25 protein-coding genes are annotated in these 26,398 nt (G+C 57.7%); 14 read left to right on the top strand and 11 right to left on the bottom strand.

Features of this window, described 5'->3' with window-relative positions; genetic code table 11:
- Nucleotide 1: 1 nt before the first annotated feature.
- Nucleotides 2–1,069, bottom strand: a complete 1,068-nt coding sequence (locus AC2TEM_RS03600) for a fasciclin domain-containing protein (RefSeq protein ID WP_170421131.1) — start codon at nucleotides 1,067–1,069, stop codon at nucleotides 2–4.
- Between the two features lie 339 nt (nucleotides 1,070–1,408).
- Between AC2TEM_RS03600 and AC2TEM_RS03595 the strand changes: the two genes are divergently transcribed.
- Genes AC2TEM_RS03595 through AC2TEM_RS03585 form a run of 3 tightly spaced genes read left to right on the top strand, consistent with a single transcriptional unit; the run spans nucleotide 1,409 to nucleotide 3,618 of the window.
- Nucleotides 1,409–2,383 carry a Gfo/Idh/MocA family protein gene (locus AC2TEM_RS03595; protein ID WP_170421132.1) on the top strand — a complete coding sequence of 325 codons (975 nt, stop codon included), beginning with the start codon at nucleotides 1,409–1,411 and terminating at the stop codon, nucleotides 2,381–2,383.
- Nucleotides 2,384–2,439: 56 nt separating this feature from the next.
- Complete coding sequence (locus AC2TEM_RS03590) at nucleotides 2,440–2,709, top strand: DksA/TraR family C4-type zinc finger protein (RefSeq protein WP_170393417.1); 270 nt, start codon at nucleotides 2,440–2,442, stop codon at nucleotides 2,707–2,709.
- Between the two features lie 15 nt (nucleotides 2,710–2,724).
- Nucleotides 2,725–3,618 carry a DMT family transporter gene (locus AC2TEM_RS03585; protein WP_170393415.1) on the top strand — a complete coding sequence of 298 codons (894 nt, stop codon included), beginning with the start codon at nucleotides 2,725–2,727 and terminating at the stop codon, nucleotides 3,616–3,618.
- Nucleotides 3,619–3,645: 27 nt separating this feature from the next.
- Here AC2TEM_RS03585 and AC2TEM_RS03580 read toward each other — a convergent pair whose 3' ends face one another.
- The 3 genes from AC2TEM_RS03580 to AC2TEM_RS03570 all read right to left on the bottom strand — a co-directional run bounded on the left by AC2TEM_RS03580 (nucleotide 3,646) and on the right by AC2TEM_RS03570 (nucleotide 6,807).
- Nucleotides 3,646–5,466 carry a M3 family oligoendopeptidase gene (locus AC2TEM_RS03580; RefSeq protein ID WP_170608846.1) on the bottom strand — a complete coding sequence of 607 codons (1,821 nt, stop codon included), beginning with the start codon at nucleotides 5,464–5,466 and terminating at the stop codon, nucleotides 3,646–3,648.
- A 79-nt stretch (nucleotides 5,467–5,545) separates the two neighbouring features.
- Nucleotides 5,546–6,517 (bottom strand): alpha/beta hydrolase, encoded by a 972-nt coding sequence (locus tag AC2TEM_RS03575; RefSeq protein ID WP_170421139.1) that lies wholly within the window; start codon nucleotides 6,515–6,517, stop codon nucleotides 5,546–5,548.
- Entirely contained in the window at nucleotides 6,517–6,807 is a 291-nt protein-coding gene (locus tag AC2TEM_RS03570; RefSeq protein ID WP_170393409.1) for an SCP2 sterol-binding domain-containing protein, read from the bottom strand. Before AC2TEM_RS03570 ends, AC2TEM_RS03575 begins: the two co-directional genes overlap by 1 nt.
- Nucleotides 6,808–6,837: 30 nt before the next feature.
- Between AC2TEM_RS03570 and AC2TEM_RS03565 the strand changes: the two genes are divergently transcribed.
- The 6 genes from AC2TEM_RS03565 (at nucleotide 6,838) to AC2TEM_RS03540 (ending at nucleotide 12,742) form a co-directional block, all read left to right on the top strand.
- Nucleotides 6,838–7,446 carry a tetratricopeptide repeat protein gene (locus AC2TEM_RS03565; RefSeq protein WP_170405089.1) on the top strand — a complete coding sequence of 203 codons (609 nt, stop codon included), beginning with the start codon at nucleotides 6,838–6,840 and terminating at the stop codon, nucleotides 7,444–7,446.
- 23 nt (nucleotides 7,447–7,469) lie between these two features.
- Entirely contained in the window at nucleotides 7,470–10,286 is a 2,817-nt protein-coding gene (locus AC2TEM_RS03560; RefSeq protein WP_480855982.1) for a helicase-related protein, read from the top strand.
- Between the two features lie 6 nt (nucleotides 10,287–10,292).
- Complete coding sequence (locus AC2TEM_RS03555) at nucleotides 10,293–10,658, top strand: RNA-binding S4 domain-containing protein (protein WP_170393403.1); 366 nt, start codon at nucleotides 10,293–10,295, stop codon at nucleotides 10,656–10,658.
- 65 nt (nucleotides 10,659–10,723) lie between these two features.
- Nucleotides 10,724–11,062, top strand: coding sequence for a ferredoxin FdxA (gene fdxA / locus AC2TEM_RS03550; RefSeq protein ID WP_010439399.1), 339 nt, complete (start codon nucleotides 10,724–10,726; stop codon nucleotides 11,060–11,062).
- 284 nt (nucleotides 11,063–11,346) lie between these two features.
- A complete protein-coding gene (locus AC2TEM_RS03545) occupies nucleotides 11,347–11,856 on the top strand; it encodes a CarD family transcriptional regulator (RefSeq protein ID WP_010439402.1) in 510 nt (169 codons plus the stop codon).
- Between the two features lie 124 nt (nucleotides 11,857–11,980).
- Nucleotides 11,981–12,742 carry an ion channel gene (locus AC2TEM_RS03540; protein WP_170406404.1) on the top strand — a complete coding sequence of 254 codons (762 nt, stop codon included), beginning with the start codon at nucleotides 11,981–11,983 and terminating at the stop codon, nucleotides 12,740–12,742.
- On the opposite strand, the gene cobS is transcribed toward AC2TEM_RS03540, so the two are convergent.
- Nucleotides 12,739–13,503 (bottom strand): adenosylcobinamide-GDP ribazoletransferase, encoded by a 765-nt coding sequence (gene cobS / locus AC2TEM_RS03535; protein WP_480790401.1) that lies wholly within the window; start codon nucleotides 13,501–13,503, stop codon nucleotides 12,739–12,741. The genes AC2TEM_RS03540 and cobS overlap by 4 nt on opposite strands.
- A gap of 79 nt (nucleotides 13,504–13,582) precedes the next feature.
- Between cobS and cobT the strand changes: the two genes are divergently transcribed.
- Nucleotides 13,583–14,593 carry a nicotinate-nucleotide--dimethylbenzimidazole phosphoribosyltransferase gene (gene cobT, locus AC2TEM_RS03530; protein WP_170421145.1) on the top strand — a complete coding sequence of 337 codons (1,011 nt, stop codon included), beginning with the start codon at nucleotides 13,583–13,585 and terminating at the stop codon, nucleotides 14,591–14,593.
- Here the strand turns inward: cobT and AC2TEM_RS03525 are convergent.
- Together AC2TEM_RS03525 and AC2TEM_RS03520 are read right to left on the bottom strand one after the other, a co-directional pair.
- A complete protein-coding gene (locus AC2TEM_RS03525; protein WP_170393396.1) occupies nucleotides 14,590–16,473 on the bottom strand; it encodes a monovalent cation:proton antiporter-2 (CPA2) family protein in 1,884 nt (627 codons plus the stop codon). The two genes, cobT and AC2TEM_RS03525, sit on opposite strands and share 4 nt — an antisense overlap.
- Nucleotides 16,474–16,493: 20 nt before the next feature.
- Nucleotides 16,494–16,997 (bottom strand): Lrp/AsnC family transcriptional regulator, encoded by a 504-nt coding sequence (locus AC2TEM_RS03520; RefSeq protein ID WP_370644441.1) that lies wholly within the window; start codon nucleotides 16,995–16,997, stop codon nucleotides 16,494–16,496.
- 99 nt (nucleotides 16,998–17,096) lie between these two features.
- Between AC2TEM_RS03520 and hppD the strand changes: the two genes are divergently transcribed.
- Nucleotides 17,097–18,194: a 4-hydroxyphenylpyruvate dioxygenase gene (gene hppD / locus AC2TEM_RS03515; RefSeq protein WP_480855981.1), complete on the top strand. Its 1,098-nt coding sequence runs from the start codon at nucleotides 17,097–17,099 to the stop codon at nucleotides 18,192–18,194.
- Between the two features lie 56 nt (nucleotides 18,195–18,250).
- On the opposite strand, the gene AC2TEM_RS03510 is transcribed toward hppD, so the two are convergent.
- The gene (locus AC2TEM_RS03510) at nucleotides 18,251–20,137 is read right to left on the bottom strand and encodes a hypothetical protein (RefSeq protein ID WP_170421147.1); all 1,887 of its coding nucleotides are present in this window, start codon (nucleotides 20,135–20,137) and stop codon (nucleotides 18,251–18,253) included.
- Nucleotides 20,138–20,301: 164 nt separating this feature from the next.
- On the opposite strand from AC2TEM_RS03510, the gene AC2TEM_RS03505 reads away from it, so the two are divergent.
- Nucleotides 20,302–20,997, top strand: coding sequence for an SIMPL domain-containing protein (locus AC2TEM_RS03505; RefSeq protein ID WP_170421149.1), 696 nt, complete (start codon nucleotides 20,302–20,304; stop codon nucleotides 20,995–20,997).
- 1 nt (nucleotide 20,998) lies between these two features.
- Here the strand turns inward: AC2TEM_RS03505 and AC2TEM_RS03500 are convergent, their stop codons facing one another.
- The 3 genes from AC2TEM_RS03500 to AC2TEM_RS03490 form a co-directional block, all read right to left on the bottom strand.
- Nucleotides 20,999–21,709, bottom strand: coding sequence for a GNAT family N-acetyltransferase (locus tag AC2TEM_RS03500; RefSeq protein ID WP_170421151.1), 711 nt, complete (start codon nucleotides 21,707–21,709; stop codon nucleotides 20,999–21,001).
- 4 nt (nucleotides 21,710–21,713) lie between these two features.
- Nucleotides 21,714–23,006 (bottom strand): O-acetylhomoserine aminocarboxypropyltransferase/cysteine synthase family protein, encoded by a 1,293-nt coding sequence (locus tag AC2TEM_RS03495; RefSeq protein ID WP_170405113.1) that lies wholly within the window; start codon nucleotides 23,004–23,006, stop codon nucleotides 21,714–21,716.
- A gap of 72 nt (nucleotides 23,007–23,078) precedes the next feature.
- Nucleotides 23,079–24,074 (bottom strand): hypothetical protein, encoded by a 996-nt coding sequence (locus tag AC2TEM_RS03490; protein WP_170422422.1) that lies wholly within the window; start codon nucleotides 24,072–24,074, stop codon nucleotides 23,079–23,081.
- A gap of 152 nt (nucleotides 24,075–24,226) precedes the next feature.
- On the opposite strand from AC2TEM_RS03490, the gene AC2TEM_RS03485 reads away from it, so the two are divergent.
- Both AC2TEM_RS03485 and AC2TEM_RS03480 read left to right on the top strand, forming a co-directional pair.
- Nucleotides 24,227–24,859, top strand: a complete 633-nt coding sequence (locus AC2TEM_RS03485) for a cupin domain-containing protein (RefSeq protein ID WP_170421152.1) — start codon at nucleotides 24,227–24,229, stop codon at nucleotides 24,857–24,859.
- Nucleotides 24,860–25,018: 159 nt separating this feature from the next.
- Nucleotides 25,019–26,353, top strand: a complete 1,335-nt coding sequence (locus AC2TEM_RS03480; protein WP_170421155.1) for an NAD(P)-dependent oxidoreductase — start codon at nucleotides 25,019–25,021, stop codon at nucleotides 26,351–26,353.
- The last annotated feature ends 45 nt before the right edge of the window (nucleotides 26,354–26,398 follow it).

The following is a 26,398-nucleotide window of genomic DNA, read 5'->3' as shown; positions in this document are numbered from 1 at the left end:
GTTATGCGAAAATGAAATCGGACTCGGACAGGTGGCTTGCCCAGATGCCTGATAGATAGATGCTGTCTCCGTCGTCCAACTCGATCTTGGTCCCGAAGAGCTTTCCGTCGATATCGTCTTCGATGTCCTCAAAGCTGGTGATGCCATCGTATTCGGACAGGTCGATCTTGTCCTTGCCGACGCGGAAATCGACAATCCAGTCGTGACCGTCGCCTTCATCGAACACAAACGTGTCCTTACCGCGCCCACCAAAGAGTTTGTCATTGCCTTCGCCGCCGTCGATGATGTCTTTCCCACGACCTCCGAAGATTTTGTCATGGCCTTCATCGCCACGCAGAATATCCTTTCCGCGCCCCCCGAAGATTATGTCGTTCCCGGCACCGCCAAGCGCCACATCATTGCCCGAGCCGGTGTTGATCACGTCATTGCCACCATCACCGTGAACAAAGTCTTTGCCGCGTCCGGTAAAGATGAATTCATCGCTGCTGTCACCCAGGATAAAGTCCGTGTTCTTTTTGCCCAGAATGCCCGACACCGAGACGGGTAGAAGTACGCCGTCAAGTACGTGAATGATACCGTTTGACGCATCCACGTCGAACGCGATCAAGCCGGGATCGTCGATGCCCGGATCGGCATCGCCCAGGCTGGGAGGATCGCTTTCAAGGTTCAGTTCGACTGACGACCCAAGCAGAGTTTGGATTTCAGCCCCGTCGCCTAGACCGACCACTGTGGTGCTGTCGAACTCACCATCGACCACGTGATACTTCAAAATGTTGGTTAGCAAAGGGATAGGGTCTCCGCCGCCAAGCAGGGTGAGCGCCTTGATGATGTGGCCCAATGCTCCAGCCTCGTCATCCCCTTTATACCCAAGCGTTTGTGCCAGAGTAATAAAGGCAGCGTCATTTGGGGCAAAGACGGTCAGTTCTGCCTCAGAATTGTCCAGCGTTTCCGCCAGCCCGGCTGCAATCACCGCTTCGCGGAGAATGTCGAAATCCTGATTGTCGCTGTCGAACGTTCCGGGATCACCGCTTTTTAGCACTGTTCCTGTAATCGTATGTGTTGCTGGCATTTCAGTAAGCCTCCCACCCTGTTTGCCGTTGCTCCGGATGTTGCCAGAGCGCCATCCGAGCATGATTCAGTCGATGTTTGAGCTACGGCGGCAGTATCAGACTGGATCAACAAAACTGATTTGCGAGGGCAGGTTTGACGCCGATCGATTTTAGATTATCGATATAAAGTATAAGGTTATCGGGGTTTTTTAATCTCATCAAAAAATTTACCGAGGCGTATGATTTTCAAATAGATAGAGAAAGGACTGACTTATTGGCAGGTGGTTGATAGACAGATCAGGAACTGAATTACATTGAGCTCGCCCTGGGCGGGTTACATCAATTTTTAGGGGGCGCGCATGCATAAACCGGTCAATTGGGGTGTTCTGGGTGCAGCCAGATTCGCACGACAACACATGGCGCCCGCCATCCATGCGGCAGAGGGCGCGCGGCTGGCGGGGTTGGCGACCTCGGATCCGGCCAAGGCCGAGCCCTTTGCCAGATATTGCCCTGATCTGAATGTCTACAACAGCTATGAGGCATTGCTAGCCGATCCTGAGATTGAGGCGGTGTACATCCCGCTGCCAAACCATCTTCATGTCGAATGGAGCCTGAAGGCGCTGGATGCGGGCAAGCATGTGCTGTGCGAAAAGCCGATGACCATGCGGGCCGATGAGTTTGACGCGCTGATCGCAAAGAGGGACCAGACGGGTTTACTGGCTGCCGAAGCATATATGATCGTGCATCACCCTCAGTGGCTTCTGACCCATAAACTGATCGCGGACGGAGCGATCGGCCGGCTGGTCCATGTCACCGGGGCGTTCAGCTATGACAACCGGGCGGACACGGGCAACATCCGCAACCGTGCGGAAACCGGTGGGGGCGGGCTGCGTGACATCGGGGTGTATGTTATCGGCAGCGCTCGGTTTGCGACTGGGCAAGAGCCGGTCTCGGTCAGCGGTGCGATCCGGTGGGAAAATGACGTGGATGTCTTCACCGAAATACGCGCGCAGTTTCCCGAATTTACCTATTCCGCCTACGTCTCGACACGCATGCATCCACATCAGGAAATGGTGTTTCACGGAGAAGGTGGCATGATCCGTTTGACTGCTCCGTTCAATGCCCGTGTGTTCGGCGAGGCGCGTGTTGAACTGCACCGACCGGGCCTTGAAGTTCTGGTGCCCCGGTTTCCAGCGGACAACCACTATCAATTGCAGGTCGAAGCGTTCTGCCGATCGGTTCGCGAAGGGGTTGAATATCCCTGTTCGTTGGAATTCGTGAGGGGCACACAAGAGGTTATCGATCAGGTCTTTGACGCCGCCGTTTCGCTCTAGCTTGCCACCCCTGTGGTGTCTCGCGTATCCTGTCCCGACCGGATCAGGAGGGCTAAATGGCGGGCGGCTGGGCGCGCGATGGCGCGGTGAGTGAACAGATCGAAGCGTCGATTTCAGATGAACTCGCGCGGATGCAGGCGCAAAAGCGACCTGTGGGCGAAAGCCTGACACATTGTGCTGAATGCGAAGAACCGATCCCCGAAAAACGCCGCCTTGCTCTGCCCGGCGTAAAGCTGTGCCTGGATTGCCAGCAAGAGCGTGACAGCAGCTTCAAATCTCGCGGCGGGATCAATCGGCGGGGTTCGAAAGACAGTCAGTTGAAATAACGCGAGGAGCACCCGGTGAAGGATCAGCCGCAGAGATCAGTACTGCAAAACGGGTTGGTTCTTGGGTTCCTAGCCGCGTTTCTATGGGGCACGCACAGCGTTATCGTGCGGTACCTGACCAGTGATCTCGGCGGGTTGCAGATTGCCGTATCACGCCTGTTCATCGCTGCGTTTGCGATTTACTGCATGCTGCGGGTAATGGGCGCACGGGTTTCAATCCAGTACAGGGATTGGAACTTCCGACTGGCGGTGTTGTCGACGGTGGTGAACTATATTTTGTTCCATATTGGCCTGGAGCATACAGGTGCCGCGAATGCGATGGTGCTTGAGAATACCGCGCCGTTCTTTGTGTTGATATTCCTGTATTTCTTCGCGGATACCACCGTTGGCCGGACTGATGTATTGGCAACCCTGCTGGCGATCCTCGGTGTGTTTCTAACCGTCTATCGGGATTTTCAAGGCGGGGGAGAACCCCTGCTGGGCGATCTGATGGAAATCGGGGCGGGACTTAGCTGGGCGGTGTTCCTGATTTCCAGCAGCCGCGCGATGCAGTCATCGGAGACCACTGCCGAAAGGTTGAACTTCCTGTTTGGCATCTTTTTGTGTTCGGGCGTTTTGCTGGTGCCACTGGCGGCTTTTTCTATTCAGATGCCGACCGCAAACGACGTGATCTTCTTGATCCTTCTGGGCGTTTTACCCACCGCGCTTGCCTATTATCTTTGGTACGAGGCCGCCGCCCGCGTGTCGACATTGACGGCGACGTTGCTATTCGCCGCCTCGGTTGTGTTTACCTTTGTCAACTCGGCACTGTTTCTGGGCGCAACGATCACACCGCTTTCGATTGTTGGCGCGGTATTGATTGTCACGGCCATTTTCGTGACGACGATGAAATCAGCCAAAGAGAAATGAGGCAGCCATACAGGCTGCCTTTCAACATCAGCTTTCCATCGCTTCCAGTTCGTCAATAAAGCCCGAGATCATCGACAGGCCTTTGTCCCAGAACTCGGGATCACTGGCGTCCAGTCCGAACGGGGCCAGAAGCTCTTTATGGTGCTTGGAGCCACCGGCGCGCAGCATTTCGAAATACTTGTCCTCGAACCCGTCCGCACCGCTTTCGTAAACCGAATAGAGCGCGTTCACCAAGCCGTCGCCAAACGCATAGGCATAGACGTAGAACGGTGAGTGGACGAAGTGCGGGATATAGGCCCAGAAGGTCTCGTACCCGTCCATGAATTCGAATGCGGGGCCAAGGCTTTCAGCCTGAACGCTCATCCAAAGGGCGTTGATATCGTCTGGTGTCAGCTCGCCCTCACGACGGGCGGCGTGCAGTTTGCATTCGAAGTCGTAGAAGGCGATCTGGCGAACGACCGTGTTGATCATATCCTCGACTTTGCCGGCCAGCAGCACCTTGCGCTGTTCCGGAGTCTCGGCCTGATCCAGCATTTTGCGGAAGGTCAGCATTTCACCAAAGACCGAAGCAGTTTCGGCCAAGGTCAGCGGGGTCGATGAAAGCATCTCGCCCTGATCGGCGGCCAATACCTGATGCACCCCGTGGCCCAATTCATGCGCCAAGGTCATCACATCGCGCGGTTTGCCCAGATAGTTGAGCATCACGTAGGGATGAACTTCGGTCACGGTGGGATGCGCAAAGGCGCCAGGCGCTTTGCCGGGCTTCACGGCCGCATCGATCCAACCCTTCGAGAAGAAGGGAGCTGCGATCTCACCCATCCGAGGATCAAACGCGTTATAGGCGTCCATCACCGTCTTCTCGGCCTCGGACCAATCGACGATGCGGGTGTCCTCCATCGGCAACGGAGCATTACGGTCCCACACTTGCATCACGTCCAGACCAAGCCATTTGCGTTTCAGTTCGTAGTAACGATGGCTTAGCTTGGGGTAGGCGGCCACAACAGCCTCGCGCAGGGCTTCGACCACTTCGGGCTCGACATCGTTCGACAGGTGACGACCGGTCTGGGCAGATGGCATTTTGCGCCAGCGATCAACGATCTCTTTTTCTTTGGCCTGCGTGTTATGAACGCGCGCGAAGGTTTTGATGTTGCTTTGGAAAACGTTGGCGAGTTCGCGCGCTGCGGCTTCACGCTTGGCGCGATCCTGCTCGGTCAGCAGGTTCAGCGTACCTTCGATGTTCAGCTCTTCACCATCGACGGTGAAGGTCAGGCCCGCGATTGTTTCGTCGAATAGGCGTTCCCACGCGTCGCCGACAACGCCGAGGTCGTGCAGGAATTTTTCCAACTCATCAGACAGTTGATAGGGTTTCATCGCGCGAATGCGACGGAACACGGGCTCGTATCGCGCCAGATCAGAATTGGCGGCAAAATGCGCAGCCAGCGCGTCATCGTCGATGCGATTCAGTTCCAGCGTGAAGAACACCAGAGGCGTGGTGAAGACGGTGATCTTCTCCTGCATGTCAGACAGGAACTTGGCGCGATCCGCGTCGGTGGTCAGTTGGTAATAGCGCAATCCGGCAAAGGACATGATCCGCCCGGCGATGGCGTTGATCTTTTCGTTGCGCAGCACGCAGGTCAGTAGTCCAGCTGCGTCCAATTCGGCCAGCTTACCCTCATAATCTGCGGCAAAGGACGCACATTCGCCCTCCAACCAGTCCAGATCGCGGGCCAGTTCGGGTGCATCTTCCGAGGCATAGAGGTCCGTCAGATCCCATTCCGGCAAATTGCCCAGATCATCGGCACCGCCGCCTGCATTTGCATCACGGACGGGAAAGGGAAGGTCGCGCATGGAACACCTCGAATAAACTGCGTTGGCAAACATTTAGGCGCGGCGTGTCCGGATCACAAGCAAGCTGTCTGGTCAAACCTTAATGACAGGGCTCTGGTTTTGGTTTCGCCGCGGCTGCCGCGAAATGTGCAGCAAGTTGATCAAAGACCGGCCCGCGCACCTCGGGTGCCTCCATCAGAACTTCGTGTTCGCCGTTGGGAATCTCGACCAGAGTACCGCTAGGCCAGTTGGCCATACGTGCCCGAATGGCCTTGCGGTCCACGATCTGTTCATGGCTACCCAAGAAGGTCAGGGCAGGGATCTCGGGCGCGGCCTGTTCCACCAGCCAGGTGCATTCATCCAGCGCCTCGCGCAGCCAGATGGTAGACGGTGCGCCCAAAGCAAGTTCAGGGTGTGCGGCCAACTGATCCTGCATCATTCGGTACATCGCCGGATCGCGTGTCAGCACGTTTCCTTCGAAGGGCTGTGAGGCCACATAGCTCTCTAGCGTGGTGGTGGGCGGGGTTTTCTCGCCCAAGCCCAAGCGTGGCCCCCAATAGGCAGTTAGCTGGCTGAGCGGCTTCATGATTGGTGTAAAGAAAATCCCCCACATCGGGCCCGTAAAGGCGCAGGCCGCAAAATCAGCCCCCTCCAGAACGGCGCGAAGCCCGATAGCTCCGCCCATGGAATGGCCTATGACGTACCAGGGCTTGGGCAACTCCAGTTGTTCGGCCAGTTTCAGTATTGAGCGAACGTCGTGCTGGTAATCGGTGAATTGTTCGACATGACCGATCCGCGGATCATCCAGCAGGCGATCTGCAAGCCCTTGCCCGCGCCAATCGACCGCGAGACTTGCAAAGCCCCGGTTCACAAATTCCTTGGCGGTATCACCATATTTTTCGATGTATTCCGTGCGACCGGGGAACAGCATCACCGTGCCGTGCGTATCGCCTCCGGGCAGCCAATGTGCCACGCGGATACGTTTGCCATCTTCGGTGATCAGCCAATGCGCCGCACCATCGGCAGGGCCGCCGGCCACGTCTTCGAATAAGGGGGCCGGCGAAAACTCCATCAGGCCAGCACCGAGGCGAGTTTCATGGCAATACCCATGTCTCCGTCAACGCTCAGCTTGCCGGACATAAACGCACCGGTTGGGTTCAGGTCACCGCTGAGAATCTGTTCAAAGGTGTCCGCATCGGCGCTGAGGGTCACATCAGCATCTTCGTCGCTTACCCGCGCACCGCTTGCATCCAGAATGATAGAACCCAGATCGGCAATGGCAAATTTGGCTGACGCATCGAAATCGCCGCCCGACAGTTTCTCATTCAATGCCGCCGCGGCTTTTTCCAGAATATCGCTCATGGTCTTCCTCATATTGTTCATGCGCCGTGAATGGACATCCCCGGTCGCTACGCTACACTGACCATTGTTATGGGTATTGCAATCACCAATCTCAAACGTACCGTCGCGGCACTTGCCGTCATAGTCACGTTTTCCACCAGTTGTATCGCGCAGCAGGCGGATTCGCGGGACGAGGCGTCACTGTTGCAGCAACTGGCGCAATCGACGCCCGAACAGGCCATCGGATTGGATCGGCAATTGCAGGCGCTGTGGTCACAATCAGGTTCGGCTTCGGCGGATTTGCTGTTGGAACGCGGACGCGAAGCGCTGGATGACGGGGATGTCGAGGCCGCGCTTGATCATTTGACGGCGCTTACCGATCACGCACCCGAATTTGCCGAGGGTTGGCATGTGCGCGCTTCGGTTTTCTTCGGCATTGACAGGTTTGGCATGGCTGCGGCGGATCTTGAACAGGCATTGACGCTGAATCCGAACAACTACGACGCTATCTACGGCCTTGGCCTCATCTTTGAGATCGTGGGCAAGCCAGAACAAGCACTTGAGGCCTATTCACGTGCGCTGGCTATACATCCCCATCATGAAGAAGTAACCAATGCCGTGAATCGGCTGAAGCCTCAGGTTGAAGGCAAGGCGCTGTAAGTCTTAGGGCGCAGGGGGCAAAGGTGAGCGGGTCATCCCGAATCGTGGCCGTACTTGGCCCGACGAACACAGGTAAAACTCATTACGCGATTGAACGTATGCTGGGGTACCGGACCGGTGTCATCGGTCTGCCGCTGCGGCTGCTCGCGCGCGAAGTCTATGACAAGATTGTCGCTATTCGCGGTCCGTCTGTTGTGGCGCTGGTGACCGGCGAGGAACGGATCGTACCGCCGCGCACCCAATACTGGGTCTGTACAGTTGAGGCGATGCCAGAAGGCATGGGCACTGATTTTGTGGCGATTGACGAAATTCAGCTTTGCGTGGATCCCGAACGCGGCCATGTCTTTACTGATCGCCTGTTGCGGTCGCGCGGCACCAATGAAACGCTGTTTCTCGGCTCTGACACAATGCGCGGCCCCATCGCGGCCCTTGTGCCCGAAGTGCAGTTCATCCGTCGTGAACGGATGTCTCAGCTGGTCTATTCCGGTTCGAAAAAGATCAGCCGAATGCCTGCGCGCAGTGCGATCGTCGGATTCTCGGTCGATAACGTCTATGCCATCGCCGAGCTGCTTCGTCGCCAAAAGGGCGGGGCGGCGGTCGTCATGGGGGCGCTCAGCCCTCGCACGCGGAATGCGCAGGTTGACCTCTATCAAAACGGTGAGGTTGATTATCTGGTGGCTACGGATGCCATCGGAATGGGGTTGAACCTGGATGTGAACCATGTGGCGTTCTCATCTCTGACCAAGTTTGATGGCCGCCGAATGCGGCCTCTGGCCCCCAACGAGTTGGCCCAGATCGCAGGACGGGCCGGGCGCGGAATGTCCGACGGCACCTTTGGTGTGACCGGCGAGGCCCCGCCGCTGGACGAAGGCGTGACGCAGGCGATCATGGACAGCCGCTTTACGCCGATGAAAAAGCTGAACTGGCGGAATGCCGCCCTCAGGTTCGGCTCGATTGACGCACTGATCGACTCGCTTGAGGTCAGCCCAGACAATGAGCACCTGATCAAAGCGCGGCCAGCTGACGATCTGAACGTCCTGAAATCTCTGTCCCAAGTCACCGAAGTCGTTGCCCGTGCCAGCGATGGACCGTCGATCCGTTTGCTATGGGATGTGTGCAGAATCCCCGATTTTCGTGGCATCAGCCATGCCGAACATGCCAGCCTGCTTGAGGTGATCTATGGCCATCTGCATGAGCGCGGAAGTATCCCCGATGATTTCATGGCGCGGCAAATCCGCCGTATCGACCAAACCCATGGCGACATTGATGCATTGTCCAAAAGGTTGGCATATATTCGCACTTGGACATATGTTGCGCAACGAAACGGTTGGGTGCGTGACGAATCCCATTGGCGCGAGGAAACGCGCACTGTAGAAGACAGGCTGTCGGACGCTCTTCACGACCGTTTGACTCAGCGATTTGTGGACCGGCGCACGTCAGTGTTGCTGCGCCGGCTCAAACAGAAGGAGGCCCTTTTGGCCGAAGTAAATGACAAGGGTGAAGTGACCGTCGAAGGCGAATTCGTCGGTCGTCTGGAAGGGTTCCGGTTTACCCCGGACAAAAGCGCGCAGGGGACTGAAGCGAAAGCCTTGAAGTCAGCCTCTCTGCAAGCACTCGCGCCGCAATTCCATCTGCGTGCCGATCGCTTCTACAATGCGCCCGATACCGAAATTGATTTCACCGATCAGGGTGGCCTGATGTGGGGCGAGTATGCCGTGGGCAAACTTGTTGCCGGTGCCGAGCCTCTCAAGCCTGTGGTCGAGGTTTTTGTCGATGAGGCCGCCGGGCCGGACGTGGAACAGAAGGTTCAGCGCCGCCTGCAGCATTTCATCGACCGCAAAGTGGCAGCCCTGTTCGAGCCGCTGCTGAACCTGTCGCGGGATGAGGAGCTGAGCGGTCTGGCCAAAGGTTTTGCCTTCCGCATGGTCGAGGCGCTGGGCGTTCTGCCGCGCGCGCAGGTCGCGCAAGAGGTCAAGGATCTGGATCAGGATACCCGTGGTGCACTGCGTAAACATGGCATCCGGTTCGGTCAATTCACCATCTTCATGCCGCTGCTGCTGAAACCCGCGCCAACGCGCCTGCGTCTGGTACTTTGGGCATTGTCCGGTGGCTTGCAGGAGTTCCCCGAAGCACCACCTCCGGGTCTGGTTACCGTTCCGGTCGCCAAGGACGCGCCGCAGGGCTATGACACCATGTGCGGCTACCGCGATGCGGGCGAACGCTCAATCCGGATCGATATGCTGGAACGGCTGGCCGACATGCTGCGGTCCGAGGATAGCCGCGGTGGGTTCGAAGCCAAACCCGACATGTTGTCGATTACCGGCATGACCTTGGAACAGTTTGCAGACCTGATGCAGGGACTGGGTTACAAGGCCGAACGCGGCGAACGTGAGAAGGCCAAACCGGTCCCCACGGAGCAGCCTGTGGCGGAAGCCGAGGAACAACCCGTCGTCGATGAGACGCCGACCGCAAATGCCGAAGCGGATGACGTCGGTATAACCGCCGAGGCGTCAGCCGAAGCCTCCGAAAGCACCGAGGCGGCAGCAGAGGCTACGGCCACTGAGAAATCAGCAGAGTCCAAATTGGATGAGCCCGAAATTGAGGTGTTCTACACCTTCACTTGGGGGCGCCAACGTCAGCAAAACCGTGGTCCGCGTCGCGAGCAGGGGCAGGGCAAGGGCAAGCCGCGTGGTAAACCTCAGGGCAAGCCGCATGGCAAGAAGGGGGGCAAGCCTCAGGGCGCCAAGACCTTCTCGTCACGGCCACCCAAAAAGGAAAAGGCAATCGATCCCGATAACCCATTTGCGGCAGCGTTGATGGGTCTGAAGGACGGCAACTGATCCGCGATGGCCGAGGCCAAGCTGCGGATCGACAAATGGTTGTGGCAGGCGCGGTTCTTCAAGACCCGTAGCCTGGCCGCCAAACAGGTCAGCGGCGGCCATGTGCGTCTGAACGGAAATCGGGTGCTGAAACCGGCGCAAGCCGTGGCACCCGGAGATGTCCTGACCTTTCCGCAGGGGCGTATTGTTCGGGTTGTACGTATCGAAGCGCTTGGCGTGCGTCGCGGCCCGGCCCCCGAGGCGCAAGCTTTGTACTTTGATATGACCGAAAAGCAGGACGTATCGCCCAAGAATCCTGCGTTTGAGGGAAAAGGTCGTCCAACCAAGAAAGAAAGACGCGCGCTTGATCTTTCTCGCATCCCAAAGGGGTGATCTGACCTTGAAGCGGCGGTCAGACTGGATTAGCTAGTCGCCAAAGCGCAAACGGGAAATCCAATATGACCTACGTTGTCACCGAAAACTGCATTGGCTGCAAATACACCGACTGTGTCGAGGTTTGTCCGGTGGATTGTTTCTACGAAGGTGAAAACACATTGGTCATTCACCCCGACGAATGCATTGACTGCGGTGTCTGCGAACCCGAATGCCCCGCCGACGCCATCCGCCCGGACACCGAGCCGGGGATGGAGCAGTGGGTCGAATTCAACCGGAAATACTCGGAAATGTGGCCGGTGATCGTGACCAAAAAAGACCCCTTGCCCGAGGCCGAGGAACGCGACGGCGAAGAAGGCAAGATGGAGAAATATTTCTCGGAAGCCCCCGGCGAGGGCGGTTGACCGATTCGGCAGCCGGTTACCGTTCATTTGGCATCAATCTGTGCATTAATTAGTTGAGGTAGAAAGGGAATTTCCCATTTACCTTGGCGCGGTCTTTTGAGTGTCGCAAATTTGTGATATACTTAGGACCGAATGATGACTGTGATTGGGATGTGCTCCGTAAGTATGCTCGCTTTGGAGTTCTGAATTTATGACAAATAAGCCGCCTGACGGGGCCATGCAGGGCCTCGGCTGTGGTGCTTTTGTCGTCTCATGTCCCGATCAGAAATGAAGGATGAATATGAATGTCGAAATCGAAAAAGCTTGAGTTCCGCCCGAACGATTATGTCGTCTACCCGGCTCATGGCGTAGGTCAGATCGTATCAATCGAAGAGCAGGAAGTTGCAGGCTTCTCGCTTGAGCTGTTCGTGATTTCTTTTGAAAAAGACAAAATGACCCTGCGCGTGCCGACTAACAAGGTCACTGAATCGGGGCTTCGGTCGCTCAGCTCACCGGATGTGATCAGCCAGGCAATGAAGACGCTGAAGGGCAAAGCCAAGGTCAAGCGTGCCATGTGGTCGCGCCGGGCGCAGGAATACGAGCAAAAGATCAACTCGGGCGACTTGATCTCGATCGCCGAAGTGGTCCGCGACCTGCACCGCACCGACGACCAGCGCGAGCAGAGTTATTCCGAGCGTCAGCTGTACGAAGCCGCGCTGGAACGTCTGACACGCGAAGTGGCCGCAGTTTCTGGCGCCGATGAGATTTCGGCTGCCAAACAGGTCGATGAGGTTCTGACCTCACGCGCAGCCTGATCGCGTTCAAGCCAATTTAAGGGTCGTCCCGATATCCGGGGCGGCCCTTTTTCGTGACTAGGCGCTTGGTCTTGTGGTGTGTGTCGGGTATTTTTCTGTAACTGCAGGAAGATACGGGGACATGATGAAGCAAACTGTCAAGTTTCTCTACATCAGCCACGAGCCGGTCTCGGTCTGGTTTCGCTATGGGCTGATCCTGTTCGATATCGCCTCGATCATCTTTTTTGTCTCCACGGCGAATATCCCGCACGGGCCTGGGCTGACGGCGGCAAGTTTGGGTGTCGGGCTGATCATCCTAATGGATTTCTGCGCGCGGATGTGGATTTCCAAAGACCGCTGGAAACTGCTGCGCCAGATTTACACGATGGCAGACATCGTTGTGATCGTGTCGCTGCTGCTTGACCCGTTCCTGACCGGCAATCTCGCGTTCCTTCGGATATTGCGCGCGTTGCGGCTGATCCATTCCTATCATCTGCTGCGGGATTTGCGCCGAGATAGTCCTTTCTTCCGAACCCACGAGGACGCGGTGATTGCGGCGATCAATCTGATGGTCTTTGTTTTTGCAACCTCGACTGCAGTACTGGTCTTTTTCGTCCCCGAAGATGCGCAGACCCCCTATATCGACGCGCTTTATTTCACTATGGCGACCCTGACGACAACGGGGTTCGGAGATATCACGCTGGGCACACCAGCGGGAAAGCTGTTTTCCGTTTTCATCATGGTTGTGGGCGTGGCGTTGTTTGTCCGTCTGGCGCAGGCGATCTTCATGCCGCAGAAAGTGCGCTACAAATGCCCAAGCTGCGGCCTGTTCCGGCACGATCCGGATGCTGTGCATTGCAAACACTGTGGCGCGACGCTGCGCATTGAAACCGGTGGGGCGTCTTAGATTGAGGCTGACAGCGCCAGGAGGAAGGTGATTTCCGAGACCTGCTGCGTGGCCCCCAGAATATCACCGGTTTGGCCACCGATCTTGGTCTTGGCGATGCGAGCGACAAAAGCCGCTGCAAGCAGGGCGCAGAGTATCGGCGTGATGGCTGATCCACCCAGCAGCAATAGCGACAGGACGATAGCCAACACGATACCGGCCAGCACCGCAGACAAGGGGGGCGCACCAACCGAATGGCTCAGCCCCGATTTGCGAGCGTTGGGTAGCGCGCGCATCAGCACCGGCATCATTGCGCGTGAGAACAGGCAGGCGGCCAATATGCCCGTCAACAGACCCGCACCGATCACTGCCATGACAGCAGCAATTCGAAGCAGTTGGCCCAGCAACAGGGCCAGTACGCCGTAAGTACCGATATGGCTGTCCTTCATGATCTCCAGTCGACGTTCGGTTGTGAAGCCGCCCCAAAGCCCGTCGGCTGTATCGGCTAGCCCGTCTTCGTGCATCGCTCCGGTTGCGATGATCAACGTGGCGACCAGCAGGGCGGCGGTGGCAAGGGTTGGCAGCTGCGCCCAGATTGCAATCCAGGCGACGCCGCAAGCCAGCGCCCCCACAACAATCCCGGCAAGGGGATAGGCCCAAGCCGCACGCGACTGGCGGGTGAACGCTTGATCGGGCAGGCGCGGTAGGGGCAGGCGCGTCAAAAGGACCAGAGCCAGCGGGATATCCCACAGGGAAAACGGGGTTGTGTCGTTTTTGGTCACTCCCAGGCCTTTCCGGGTCTTGTTGCTTTGCCAGCATTGGTTAAACACACACAACCACTCTGATGCAACGAGGCTTTCCATGCTGCCCGAACTCAATGACCTGAACAGTTTCCGCAATGCGCTGACCGGCGCACCCGGCCCGGGCACCGCTGCCAAGCAGGGCGCGGAAGAGCGCAACGGTCAACTAACCAAACCGCCCGGCGCGTTGGGGCGGCTTGAGGATCTGGCGATCTGGTATGCAGGTTGGCGCGGGGATGCGCGGCCTCGGATCGATGCGCCGCAGGTCATCGTGTTTGCTGGCAACCATGGCGTAACTGCTCAAGGTGTCTCGGCGTTCCCGCCCGAAGTGACGGTGCAGATGGTCATGAATTTCGAACATGGCGGCGCGGCGATCAACCAGTTGGCAAAGGCTGCGGGCGCGAAGATGGACGTGCACGCGCTGGAGCTGGACCGTCCGACCGCAGATTTCACCCAAGGCCCCGCGATGAGCGAAGAGGAATTTCTAAGCGCACTGCGCACAGGATGGCAGGCGGTTGATCCGCAGGCCGATCTGCTGGTTGTTGGAGAGATGGGGATCGGAAATACCACGCCGGCTGCCGCCATCGCTTGCGCGCTATTTGGCGGGGATGCCGCCGACTGGACCGGGCGCGGGACCGGTGTGGATGATGCAGGTCTGGCGAACAAAACCCGGGTTGTTGCGGAAGGCGTCGCTCTGCATGGTCAGGGCGATGGACTTCATATTCTAAGGTGTCTCGGCGGACGCGAGATTGCGGCTATGGCTGGCGCGATAGCCGCCGCGCGCGTATTGCGGATACCGGTTATTCTGGATGGATTCATCTGCACCGCAGCTGCAGCCTGTCTGGCGCAGATTTCGGAAACAGCGCTGGATCACACCATCGCGGGCCACCAAAGTGCCGAGGGCGCACATGCCGCGATGCTGGACAAGCTGGGCAAAGAGCCGTTGCTGAGCCTCGGCCTGCGCCTGGGCGAAGGCTCGGGCGGAGCGTTGGCGATCAATATTCTGAAAAGCGCGGTTGCTTGCCATTCCGGCATGGCGACATTCGCTGAAGCGGGTGTGTCGGACGGTTAAGCCGACTTCTTGGCGTGTTCCTCGGCCAGTTCCAGCAGCGCGGTTTCCAGATCTTTTTCCAGTTGCCGCGCACGCTCGATGTATTTCTTGTTTTCGGCTGTGGGCATGCCGGGGATCCACAGTTCTGCAAGCTCGCGCACCGATCCCCGGTCGTGGTGATAAAAGGTTTGTTCAGCTTGTGCGGCCTCGTATTCACTGAGGCCAATGTTCTCCAAAACATAGCGGCCCGCGCGTAGCGATCCGTCGAACATCTCGCGGACAATGTCGTTGGCCCCGGCCTGATACAGTTCATAGACATGGTTGCGGTCGCGGGCGCGGGCGATGATGTGCAGATCGGGCCGCTGGCGGCGGGCATATCCGACGAGACGGGTGACCTGTTTGTAGTCATCCATGGCCGCGACAAGGACCGCTGCCTTTTCGATTCCAGCAGCGCGCAGCAATTCGGGGCGAGTCGGGTCGCCAAGGAAGCCTTTGACACCGAACCGTCGCATCAGCTGGATCGTTTCGATATCGTGGTCCAGAACAACTGTTTTAAACCCACTTGCCTGTACCAGCCGGTTGACGATCTGCCCAAAGCGACCGATCCCGGCGATGATGACAGGGCCTTTTTCGTCGATCTGATCGGGTTCAACCTGCGGATTGCTCTCGCCGAGAAAGCGCGAAAGTACGTCGTAGACGATAAACAGAAGCGGTGTGATCAACATGGTCAGCGCAATGATCATCAACAGTTTTTGCGACAAGCCCGGCGGAATCACGTTCTGCTGCGTAGAAAACGCCAGTAAGACAAAGCCGAATTCACCGGCCTGGGCCAAACCCAGCGTGAACAGCCAGTGATCGCGCCCGCGCAGCTTGAAGGCGCGCCCGACGATGAACAGGATGATCCCCTTGGCCAGTATGACCAGCAAGGCCAAACCGATCAGGTCAAACGGGTCGGCGAAGAAATACCCGATATCGATCCCAGCGCCCACGGTGATGAAGAACAGGCCCAGCAACAGCCCCTTGAACGGCTCAAGGTCGCTTTCCATTTCGTGTCGAAACTCCGAACTGGCCAGAACCACTCCGGCCAGAAACGCGCCAAGAGCGGGCGACAGGCCCACAAGGGTCATCAGGAACGAGATGCCGACCACGATCATTAGCGCCAGTGCCGTATACATTTCGCGCAGGTGGGTGGCGTGGATGAAACGGAACAGTGGGCGGGTCAGGTAGATGCCGGCCAATACGACAAACGCGACGGCGCCAATGGTGACAAGCGTAACGGCCCAGCCGGGCAGACCTTCGACCAGCGAGAGTTTGGCGTGATAATCCGCGTCTTTGGCTATGCCTACGCCACGGCTGATGGAGCCGTCATCTTCGATGTGGATGCTTGCGGGCAGGGCAAGCAGCGGCAGGAAAGCTAGGATCGGGATTACGGCAATGTCCTGCGTCAGCAGGACCGAGAAGGTCGCTCGACCTCCGTTGGTTTGCATCAGGCCCTTTTCGGATAGGGTCTGCAGCACGATTGCAGTGGAAGAAAGTGACAAGGTTAATCCAACCGCCAGCGCCACCGACCACTGATGACCCGCATAGAACGCCACAGCTGCGATTGCGGCGGTCGACAGGCCGACCTGCAGCCCGCCCAAGCCTAACAATTTGTCCCGCATATCCCACAAGGCACGGGGCTCAAGCTCGAGCCCGATCAGGAACAGCATCATCACGACGCCGAATTCGGCCACATGCTGCAGGCTTTCCGTCTCGGCCCCGACAAGGCCTAAAATGGGACCAATCGCGATGCCTGCGGCCAGATAACCCAGCACCGATCCCAGACCCAGACGGGCGGAAAGCGGCACTGCGATCACCGCAGCTGCCAGATAGATCGATGCCTGATAAAGGAACTCGTTCATTATTGTCCTCTTAAATCCGCTCAGGTCGGGAGCGGCGCGTCGCGTTTCAATTGGTCCATTACGATCTGGCTTTGCACCCGTGCAACTGCAGGATGCGGCAGGATCACTTCGTGAAGCAAGGTATTGAGTGCGGATAAGTCGTCACAATAGACATGAAGCAGGTAATCTGCCTCACCTGTCATCGTCCAGGCGCTGGTGATCTCGGGGCGGGTGTTGACCATGCGGGCGAAGCCTGCGGATTGTTCGGGGCCATGAGTGCCCAGATGCACCTGAATGAACCCCTGAACCTGTAGCCCCAGCCTCAGCGGGTCCAGTCGTGCGGTGTACCCAGTGATATAACCCTCGGCCTCAAGGCGCTGTCGGCGACGGCCCGCCTGACTGGCGGATAGATTCAGCACATCACCCAATTGCTGCGACGTCAGATGCGCGTCGCGCTGCAAAGCTGCGAGTATTCCGATATCAATCCGATCCAGCACGTGCGGCGTTTCCTCAAGATTTGCGATCAATATGCGGAAAGTACGCATCTAAACTTAGTTTATACGAAAACAATGCGCAGAAACAGCACTCATTAAGGCGTATTTTTGAATCAGCAAAGAAATTCCTGTTTTCCGAGGAGACGCGCCATGGGTCCTTTCCCGCATAACGCCCCGAAATCTGTCATCAGCGAAGAAAACCCAGCCGGTACCGACGGGTTTGAGTTTGTTGAATTCGCACACCCCGAGCCGCAAGAGTTGCGAGACCTGTTTGCGCGAATGGGCTTCGACTATGTCGGCTATCACCGCAACACCCCCAAGGTCGAGCTTTGGCAACAGGGTGATGTAACCTACATTCTGAACGCGGATCCTGATAGTTTTGCAGCCAAATTCGTGGCCGAGCACGGCCCCTGCGCCCCTGCCATGGGCTGGCGCGTTGTTGATGCTCAGAAGGCTTATGAGCACGCGATCGCCAAAGGGGCTGAGCCTTATGATGGCGCAGACAAGACCATGAACGTTCCGGCGATCAAGGGCATTGGTGGTTCGCTGATCTACTTCATCGATCAGTATTATGACACCTCGCCCTACAATGAGGAATTTGAATGGCTGGAGCAGTCAAAACCGCGCGGCGATGGGTTCTACTATCTCGATCACCTGACCCACAACGTGTTCAAGGGCAACATGGACAAGTGGTTCAAATTCTATGGCGACCTGTTCAACTTCCGTGAAATCCGCTTTTTCGACATTCAAGGTAAGTTCACCGGGCTTTACAGTCGCGCGTTGACTTCACCTTGTGGTCGCATCCGCATTCCGATCAATGAAGATCGTGGCGAGACCGGACAGATCGTCTCCTACCTGAAGAAGTACAATGGCGAAGGCATCCAGCATATCGCGGTGGGCAGCGACGACATCTACGCCTCGACCGATGCCATTGCCGAGAAGGGTCTGAAGTTCATGCCCGGTCCGAACGAGGCCTATTATGACATGTCTTACGACCGTGTGTCCGGCCATGATGAGCCCAAGCATCGGATGATGAAGCACGGCATTCTGATCGACGGTGAAGGTGTAGTTGATGGCGCTGAGACCAAGATTCTGCTGCAGATCTTTTCGAAAACAGTCATTGGCCCGATCTTCTTTGAGTTCATTCAGCGTAAAGGGGATGACGGGTTTGGTGAGGGCAACTTCAAAGCCCTGTTTGAATCGATCGAACGTGAGCAGATTGAGTCGGGTGAAATCTCTGCAGCCTAAACATGAATCAATGAAATCAACCGAGCGCCGTGTCTGACCGACATGGCGCTTTTTCTTTACCCGCGCGGCATCTTGAGCGTGATGTTCTTGCCGCGCTTCTGATAGCGCAACTCGCTGTCGCCGATGGCGATGACATTACCTCCGTCGATGCGATCGCCCACCTTAAGCTTTTTGTAGCGTCCGCTGGGCAGGCGGACCAAAGCACGGCGGTTTGCCGGGGTGCCGTACACGCCGATTAGGTTCAACTTGCGCAGGTTAATCGCGTTGTCGATGGTTGCTTGTCTCGCAACTGACGCGGAAGACGGAATTTTGGGATTGACCGTTCTGGGCTGGAACGAACCAACTTCATCGGCATTACTGGCCACATTTGCGGTCGAGGCCAGCGCTGCACTCCCAGAACTAGGTTGCCGTGTCGCGCGCGCCGTGATGCTGGCAGGCCTGATTTTTGGACGGGGTACCCGTACAACAGCCAGCGCAGTCGGGGTTTCATCGACCTGCGGCGGGGTTTGCAGAGACTCGGGCCGCAGCTTAGGCCGGACCGAGGCCAGCTCTTGCCGGGATCGACCGCCAAGTTGCTGGCGTTCGAATTGATCCACCAGATTTTCCGGGCGTGGCCGTGGGCGAAACGCCGCGAGTCTCTCATCGACCTCTTCTATGACAACGGGTTCTGTTTCGAACCTGGTTGGGGGTTCGGGGGGCACGGATGCGGGACGACCCAGATAAACCATCACACCGGCCGGGTTCAGCGTGCCTTCGGCGCTTGGCGTCACAAGTCCGCGTTCATCCAGGTTGAACCGCTGCCCCACTTGGCCTGGCAAAGAGATCGACTCAAAAGACGCATCTGTGTCCAGGCTGGCAAGTTCGGGTAGTGCGACGGAATCGGTCGACAGGTCCGAGCGATCGACCGATGTGAGATATTGATTATCCACGCCAGCCACAGGCGCTGGCTCCAGGCCTGAAGGTTCAACGGGGGCGGTGCCGGTAAACTCACGAAACTCGGTTCTGCTCTCTGGCAGATCAGCGATGTCTTCGACCGGCTCCGGTTCAATCTTCAGTGCTTCGAGAATGGCCTCGTCCGTGGGGGTGAGCACCGGTTCTTCCTCTGCCACTTCAGGTTCTTGTGGGAGGCTTGCGATCTCGGTTTCCTGAGGTTCGGGTTGTGCCTGCGGTTCTGCCGTCACAATCTCTGGCTCTGGCTGCAGCTCGGGCTCTAACGGTTCGGCCACTTCGACAATTTCGGGGTCAGAGCTGTTGTAAGACCAGACACCCAGCAACATTCCAACCACAACCGACGCTGCGATCGCAGGAATTGCAAAGCGTTTCAGATCCGTTCCTGTTTTGGCAGACGAGGGCAGTGCTTTGGTAACAGGCTCAAATGCAGGGGGGGCTGCATCTTCAGCGATGGCGTGAACCGGTATGTCCGGCGTATCAACGGGTTTGGGGGCCGCAATCACAGCGTCCTCATCCACAATGATCGGCAGTTCCAGAAATGGCGCGTCCAAAGTATCGTTGCCGGTTGCGCTGACCCAGAATGCCTCGGGGATAAAGCCATGATCGGTGGCAAATGCGCTGGCTTCGTCCAGCGTTTGCTGGGCCACAGCGGCAACCGGGGTCTCAGTCCCCACGTCGCCCGCGACATAAGCCAGCTCTGATAGCTCATAGGGCGTGGCTGCGGCCAACGTATCCTTGACCTTTTTCGCCGCTGCATCGGTGTCCAAACCATCGGTGTCGACAACCAAGAGGCGCACCTGATCGGATGGAATCACAAGCTTGCAACTCAGGTCATTTTCCAGCGCGAATCCCTGATCCCGAAGGGCCTGCATCTGGTCCGCGAAATCCGACGCATCTAACGGAACGGTTCCAATGCAGTACCAGTCTCCATCCGACTGATGATGCAAGGAAATGCCGTTTTCAGAAAATGACAGCGCAAAGGCGGGTTTCATAATCGCGATGAACCATAATTGTCGGCTTTTATGCAAACGCTTAGATGTCTGCCCGCCGAGATTAGAGCAGGAACTCGCCGAGGGAAAGAAAAAGGCACGTTTCCCCCTTGCCGTGTACGGGCCTGACCACCCATCTTGAGGGCAAGCATCAAGGAGGGATCATCTTGAAGACACTTGCTTTTTTGGCCGCCATGGCCGCTGCCACCGCGACTCTGCCCGCCCATGCGGAAGAACGTCGCATCTCGGTCAGCGGGACCGGTACGGCTCTGGTTGCACCCGATATGGCAACGATAACGCTGGGCGTGACCAATCAGGATGCGCAGGCATCGGTAGCGATGCAGGCGACCTCGGATGCGGTGACGCAGATCCTCAAACGACTGGACGAAATGGGATTGGAGGCGCGCGATGTTCAGACGCGCGATCTTTCGCTTTCACCGGTCTGGTCGGGGCGCAGCAATTCCAGCAATGAGCCACCCAAGATCACTGGGTTCACCGCGTCCAACCGCGTTTCGGTTCGCGTGCGGGATCTGGATAATCTGGGCCAGATCATGGATGCGGTCATCAAGGATGGTGCGAATGATTTCGGCGGTCTGAGCTTTGGCGTGCAAGAGCCCAAACCGCTTGAGGCTGAAGCACGGGCCAAAGCTGTGGCAGATGCGACCGAGAAGGCGCAGCAACTAGCGCAGGCGTCCGGGGTTACGCTGGGTCCAGTCCTATCGATCAACGACCACGGCGGAGGTGTTCGCCCGATGGCTCAGATGCGCGAGATGGCTATGTCGGACGCCGGTGGCGTGCCGGTCGCAGGCGGAGAGATTTCCGTTTCGGTCAATATCGCGATGGAGTTCGAAATCGCGGAGTAATCTACGATCCAACCCGGGCTTGCAGCGGTTGGCGCTGCCGGCCCGATGCATCGAAATTCCCCGGCGCAAGCCAGTTCTCGAATGCCGCGCGAATGCGCGGCCACTCGCTGTCGATAATCGAAAACCACGCCGTATCCCGGTTGCGTCCTTTGTAATGTGTCGCCTGCCGGAAGACGCCCTCGAACGTGAAACCCAAACGTTCAGCTGCGCGTTTTGATGGCGCGTTCAGGGCGTCGCATTTCCATTCATAGCGGCGATAACCAAGCTCATCGAACACACGGCGCATCATCAGATACATAACCTCGGTCGATTGCGGTTTACGCTGCAGCAGGGGTGAGAAATGGATGTGGCCCACTTCGATTGCACCCGCAGCTGGTTCGACCCGAAGGTATGAGGCCATCCCCACGGGCACCTCATCGGCGTCGAGCACCGTATGGAACATCGGGTCCGCATCCATGCAGTTTGACTGCGCCCATGCGGTGAAATCCGCCTCCGAGTCGAACGGGCCGTAGGGCAGATAAGTCCAATTGTGGCCGTCCATGTCATTGGCAAACGCCCGGTACAAGCCGGGCGCGTGCCTGTTTACATCCAATGGCACAACGGAACAGAACCGGCCCTGCATCGGTGTGTAAGGTGGCGTGGGGCGAGGGAACTCGCCCGTGACCGAAAAACCGATGGGTTGACCCAGTTCATTTGTGTTGTGCCCGGTCATCGGATCAGGCGCTGGCTTTGGACAGAGCCTGATCGAGATCAGCGATCAGATCGTCTGCATCCTCGATCCCGATGGACACGCGCACCACTCCAGGGCCTGCGCCTGCAGCTTCCTGCTGCTCGGGCGTCAACTGACGGTGTGTGGTCGAGGCCGAGTGGATGATCAGCGACCGTGCGTCGCCAAGGTTGGCCACGTGGCTGAAGATCTCAAGCGCGTTCACCAGCTTTACGCAGGCGTCATAGCCGCCCTTGACCGCAAAGGTGAACAGGGCGCCCGCGCCGCGCGGGTAGTGCTTTTTTACCCTGTCGCTATAAGGCGAGGATGGCAGGCCAGCATATGTCACGTAATCCACACGGTCGTCTGCCTCGAGCCACGCTGCTATTTTCTGCGCGTTTTCGACATGGCGCTCCATCCGTAGCGATAGCGTTTCTATCCCCATCAGTGTGTAATGCGCCGCCTGAGGGTTCATCGTCATGCCCAGATCGCGTAGACCGATCGCGATGCCGTGGAATGTAAAGGCGAGCGGGCCGAAGGTCTCGTGGAATTTCAGGCCGTGATAGGCGGGTTCGGGTTCGCTGAGCGAAGGAAACTTGTCATTTGCCGACCAGTCGAACTTGCCCGAATCCACGATGCAGCCGCCGGTCACGGTGCCGTTTCCGGTCAGGTACTTGGTGGTCGAGTGCACGACCAGCGTCGCGCCCTGTTCAATCGGGCGGCACAGGTAGGGCGTGGCAGAGGTGTTGTCGACGATCAGCGGAATGCCTGCTGCATCGGCTAAATCCGCCAGAGCACGGATATCAGTGACATAGCCGCCGGGATTGGCGATGGATTCGCAGAATACTGCACGGGTGTTTTCGTCGATAGCGGCCTTCACAGCGTCCAGATCATCGGTATCAACGAATTTGGCCGACCAGCCGAAACGTTTGATCGTCTGGCTAAACTGCGTCACAGTCCCACCGTAGAGGCGGGTCGAGGCGACAACATTGCAGCCCGGCCCCATCAGCGGGAACAGCGCCATGATCTGCGCTGCGTGTCCCGAGGAACAGCAGACCGCACCGACACCGCCTTCAAGCGTCGCCACACGTTCCTGCAGCACCGCAACAGTCGGGTTGGTCAGTCGCGAATAGATAAAACCCACTTCCTGCAGGTTGAACAACGCGGCGGCGTGTTCCGCGTCGCGAAATACATATGCCGTGGTCTGGTAGATCGGTGTCTGGCGCGCGCCTGTGGCAGGGTCGGGGCGGGCCCCGGCGTGAATTTGCAGCGTGTCAAAACCGTAGGTGGGTCCGTCAGACATCGAGGAAATCTCCTGTTGGAATGTGTGTTGCTGAATCTCTAGGACATTGGCTCGCCCGGCACAATGTCCGCGTCACCGCAGCCAAAGCCCCTTGGACTTGATCGTTTTGCGAATGACCTGTTCGCGTGCGGGCAGGTTGTTTCGATCGAACAATGCCCGGATCTTCGCACCCTTGCGCTGTATCACGAGCTTCTTCAGTGGATCATAGCCTTTGAGCACTTTTTTGATCTTGTTCGGGGCCACGACGGTTTCCAATATCCCGACCACATGATCGCTTTCGCGGGCGTAGAGCATCGGGAACAGGCGATAGTGGCAGCTGATCCGACCATCCAGCAGGCCCTCGGGCAGGGCATCCCGTCCGCCACCGAAGGAATGGATGACCAGCGGCAAGGCGATCTGATCTAGCCACGGGTTCAGAACTTGCCCGGTCAGTTCGGGGATTTCCTCGTCGCGAATGGTGCGGGCATAGCCCATAAACCGCTCACCAAATTGGCGGGGGCATTTGTAGAAGAAATAACCGGCGTTAAAATACAGGTAGCGCCGCCAATAACCCTCGGGCTGGCTGGGATCGAGAGAGCTTTCGAAATCCAGCCCGAACCGGTCATACAGTGCGCGCCAGATACCCTCATATCCTGGGCCGTAGAGCGTGGGTTTGGGCCATGTTCCCTCGACCCGAAGTGAGGCGCCGGGCTGTTCGAAATCGAACGGGACGTCGGAAATTTCGCCGGTGATCAGAGTGTCGGAGTCGAAGAAGACAAAGGGCTCACCCTCTGGCATCGCCAGCAAAGCTTCGATCTTGTTGCCATTGGGATAGCTCGAGCCAAAAGCATGAGACTCAAAAGGCAGAATCTCGGCACCCAGATGCTGCAGGGCTTCGAGAACTTCGGCATCCTGAATGCTGGGGTTCTGAGGCCAAAGAGGGCCGGGCTGTGGCACCCCGACGAACAGCCGACCGTTGAACCCTGGTGAGCTGTGGCGCAGCGAGGCGGCGAACAAAAGAGCCTCGTATTGCAGCCGGTTGTTTTGCCCGATGATGAGGATGTTGAATGTCGCCGGGCTTGCCTGCATCGTGTTGCGCTTTCTGATCGGGCCGGTATTCGGCCGCTGCCTCAACCGGAAGTACAACAAGCTGTGAAGGGCGTCAAAACCCCAAACATGACCGGTTTGCAAATCCGGCTCGTGCTCCCATCTAATGTGACAGCAATGCTGGAGGATTGCATATGCGGGTCAATGCAGATTTCACACAGCGGGTCGCCGTTCACTTTGATCAGACCGAATGGGTCGCGTCACCGGCTGCTGGCGTCGAACGCAAGATGCTGGACCGCATTGGCGAGGAAGTGGCGCGTACCACAACCATCGTGCGCTTTGCCCCCGGCAGCGCGTTTTCGGCGCATACTCATGACGGGGGTGAGGAATATCTGGTGCTGGACGGAGTGTTCCAGGATGAAACCGGAGATTTCCCTGTCGGCAGCTATGTACGCAATCCCCCGACGTCCTCCCATACACCTTCGGCCAGCGAAGGCGCGACTATTCTGGTCAAATTGCATCAGTTCGACCCCGACGACCGCACCGAGGTTCGGCGCTCGATCAACGGGGGCGGAGATATCGATTTGTTCAAGGACGTGCATGAGGATGTCCAGGTGCAAACCTGGGGCGCGGGCGAACATATTGAATTGGACGCCGATAAGGGGTTTGAGGTCTTCGTTATCGAAGGTGGCTTTGCCGAGGCGGGCGAAGAATTTGGCACTTGGGACTGGTTGCGCTTGCCGCCTGGATCATGCTTTGCTGCTGTAGCAGGAGAGGGCGGAGCCCGTGTTTGGATCAAATCCGGCCACCTGGGCGGGATGGTCTGAGCCACCGCTGCCAACAAAATAGGCAATTTCTGACTGAATCCGGGCGATTTCGCCCGGATTTTTCATTTTTTGACCATTTGGCAAATTTTACCAATTGATAAAAAATCAGATTGTGGCAAGCTGGGGTCCATAACAAACATATCTACAGGGAGTAGAGTGATGGCACAGGGCCAGATGGCACCCGGGATCGTCTCCGGGCGGCTTTCCAGCGATGAGCTGACCTCGAATTTCACCGATCTGCATCCGCCACTGGCCCCGCACGAGGCCGCTGTGGCCGCCGATCGATGCTATTTCTGCTATGACGCGCCATGTGTGACGGCCTGTCCTACGGATATCGATATTCCGTTGTTCATTCGCCAGATTCAGGCCGGGCAACCGCAGGCGGCAGGGCAAACCATTCTGGAGCAGAACATTCTGGGCGGCATGTGTGCCCGGGTTTGTCCGACCGAAACTTTGTGTGAAGAGGCTTGCGTGCGTGAGACGGCAGAAGGCAAGCCGGTCGAGATCGGACGCCTGCAGCGTTATGCAACCGACGATGTGATGGCTTCGGGCGTTCATCCGTTCGAGCGCGCCACGTCAACCGGCAAGACAATCGCTGTGGTCGGGGCAGGGCCCGCCGGTCTGGCCTGTGCGCATCGTCTGGCGATGCTGGGGCATGATGTGGTGATCCACGAAGGCAAGCCCAAGCCAGGCGGTCTGAACGAATACGGGATTGCGGCGTATAAATCTACCAATGATTTTGCACAGGCCGAGGTCGATTGGCTGCTTAAAATAGGCGGGATCGCGATCGAGACCGGTTCGATTCTGGGAGAGACGATTTCTCTGGAAGGGTTGCAGGAGAACTATGACGCTGTTTTCCTGTCAATCGGACTTGCGGGGGTGAACGCACTGCGGGCTGATGGGGTCGATAAAGACGGGGTGCGCCCGGCGGTCGACTTTATCTCGGATGTGCGACAGGCCAGCGATCTGGTTGATCTACCTGTGGGTCGCAATGTCGTTGTGATTGGCGGTGGTATGACTGCCGTAGATGCGGCAGTGAAATCGAAACTGCTAGGCGCTGAGCACGTCACCATCGCCTATCGCCGAGGTCGCGACGCGATGGGTGCCAGCCGGTACGAACAGGATTTGGCGGCGTCGCATGGTGTTCGGATTCTCTGCAATGTTCAGCCGGTGGCCATTCACGGAAATGGTGCCGCAGCAGAGATCGAATTGGAGTATACTGCGAGCCATGATGGTCGACTGACCGGAACGGGTGAAACTGTCCGTGTGCCGGCCGATCAGGTTCTTAAGGCCATCGGTCAGACGCTTGACGGTGCGCCGGAAGGCCTAACGCTGGATGGCAATAAGATTGCCGTGACCGGGGCGGGACGCACTTCAATGGCCGGTGTGTGGGCTGGCGGAGACTGTGCGGCAGGAGGCGAAGACCTGACCGTGACCGCCGTAGCCGAAGGTCGCGATGCCGCGATGGATATCCACGCTGCTCTGAGCGCGTGAAACTCAAAGACAAAGATGCAGAACTGCATCAGGGAGGCCGGATAA

It is taken from the genome of Ruegeria sp. HKCCD3925 (genome assembly GCF_057221175.1).
Note: the sequence above shows the minus strand (reverse complement) of the source record. Positions and strands in the feature narration are given on the sequence as shown.

Bases quoted from the DNA above. Each gene is read 5' to 3' on its own strand.
- AC2TEM_RS03600 (WP_170421131.1), bottom strand. From the start codon at position 1,069: ATGCCAGCAACACATACGATTACAGGAACAGTGCTAAAAAGCGGTGAT.
- AC2TEM_RS03595 (WP_170421132.1), top strand. From the start codon at position 1,409: ATGCATAAACCGGTCAATTGGGGTGTTCTGGGTGCAGCCAGATTCGCA.
- AC2TEM_RS03590 (WP_170393417.1), top strand. From the start codon at position 2,440: ATGGCGGGCGGCTGGGCGCGCGATGGCGCGGTGAGTGAACAGATCGAA.
- AC2TEM_RS03580 (WP_170608846.1), bottom strand. From the start codon at position 5,466: ATGCGCGACCTTCCCTTTCCCGTCCGTGATGCAAATGCAGGCGGCGGT.
- AC2TEM_RS03575 (WP_170421139.1), bottom strand. From the start codon at position 6,517: ATGGAGTTTTCGCCGGCCCCCTTATTCGAAGACGTGGCCGGCGGCCCT.
- AC2TEM_RS03570 (WP_170393409.1), bottom strand. From the start codon at position 6,807: ATGAGCGATATTCTGGAAAAAGCCGCGGCGGCATTGAATGAGAAACTG.
- AC2TEM_RS03565 (WP_170405089.1), top strand. From the start codon at position 6,838: ATGGACATCCCCGGTCGCTACGCTACACTGACCATTGTTATGGGTATT.
- AC2TEM_RS03555 (WP_170393403.1), top strand. From the start codon at position 10,293: ATGGCCGAGGCCAAGCTGCGGATCGACAAATGGTTGTGGCAGGCGCGG.
- fdxA (WP_010439399.1), top strand. From the start codon at position 10,724: ATGACCTACGTTGTCACCGAAAACTGCATTGGCTGCAAATACACCGAC.
- AC2TEM_RS03545 (WP_010439402.1), top strand. From the start codon at position 11,347: ATGTCGAAATCGAAAAAGCTTGAGTTCCGCCCGAACGATTATGTCGTC.
- AC2TEM_RS03540 (WP_170406404.1), top strand. From the start codon at position 11,981: ATGAAGCAAACTGTCAAGTTTCTCTACATCAGCCACGAGCCGGTCTCG.
- cobT (WP_170421145.1), top strand. From the start codon at position 13,583: ATGCTGCCCGAACTCAATGACCTGAACAGTTTCCGCAATGCGCTGACC.
- AC2TEM_RS03525 (WP_170393396.1), bottom strand. From the start codon at position 16,473: ATGAACGAGTTCCTTTATCAGGCATCGATCTATCTGGCAGCTGCGGTG.
- AC2TEM_RS03520 (WP_370644441.1), bottom strand. From the start codon at position 16,997: ATGCGTACTTTCCGCATATTGATCGCAAATCTTGAGGAAACGCCGCAC.
- hppD (WP_480855981.1), top strand. From the start codon at position 17,097: ATGGGTCCTTTCCCGCATAACGCCCCGAAATCTGTCATCAGCGAAGAA.
- AC2TEM_RS03510 (WP_170421147.1), bottom strand. From the start codon at position 20,137: ATGAAACCCGCCTTTGCGCTGTCATTTTCTGAAAACGGCATTTCCTTG.
- AC2TEM_RS03500 (WP_170421151.1), bottom strand. From the start codon at position 21,709: ATGACCGGGCACAACACAAATGAACTGGGTCAACCCATCGGTTTTTCG.
- AC2TEM_RS03495 (WP_170405113.1), bottom strand. From the start codon at position 23,006: ATGTCTGACGGACCCACCTACGGTTTTGACACGCTGCAAATTCACGCC.
- AC2TEM_RS03490 (WP_170422422.1), bottom strand. From the start codon at position 24,074: ATGCAGGCAAGCCCGGCGACATTCAACATCCTCATCATCGGGCAAAAC.
- AC2TEM_RS03485 (WP_170421152.1), top strand. From the start codon at position 24,227: ATGCGGGTCAATGCAGATTTCACACAGCGGGTCGCCGTTCACTTTGAT.
- AC2TEM_RS03480 (WP_170421155.1), top strand. From the start codon at position 25,019: ATGGCACAGGGCCAGATGGCACCCGGGATCGTCTCCGGGCGGCTTTCC.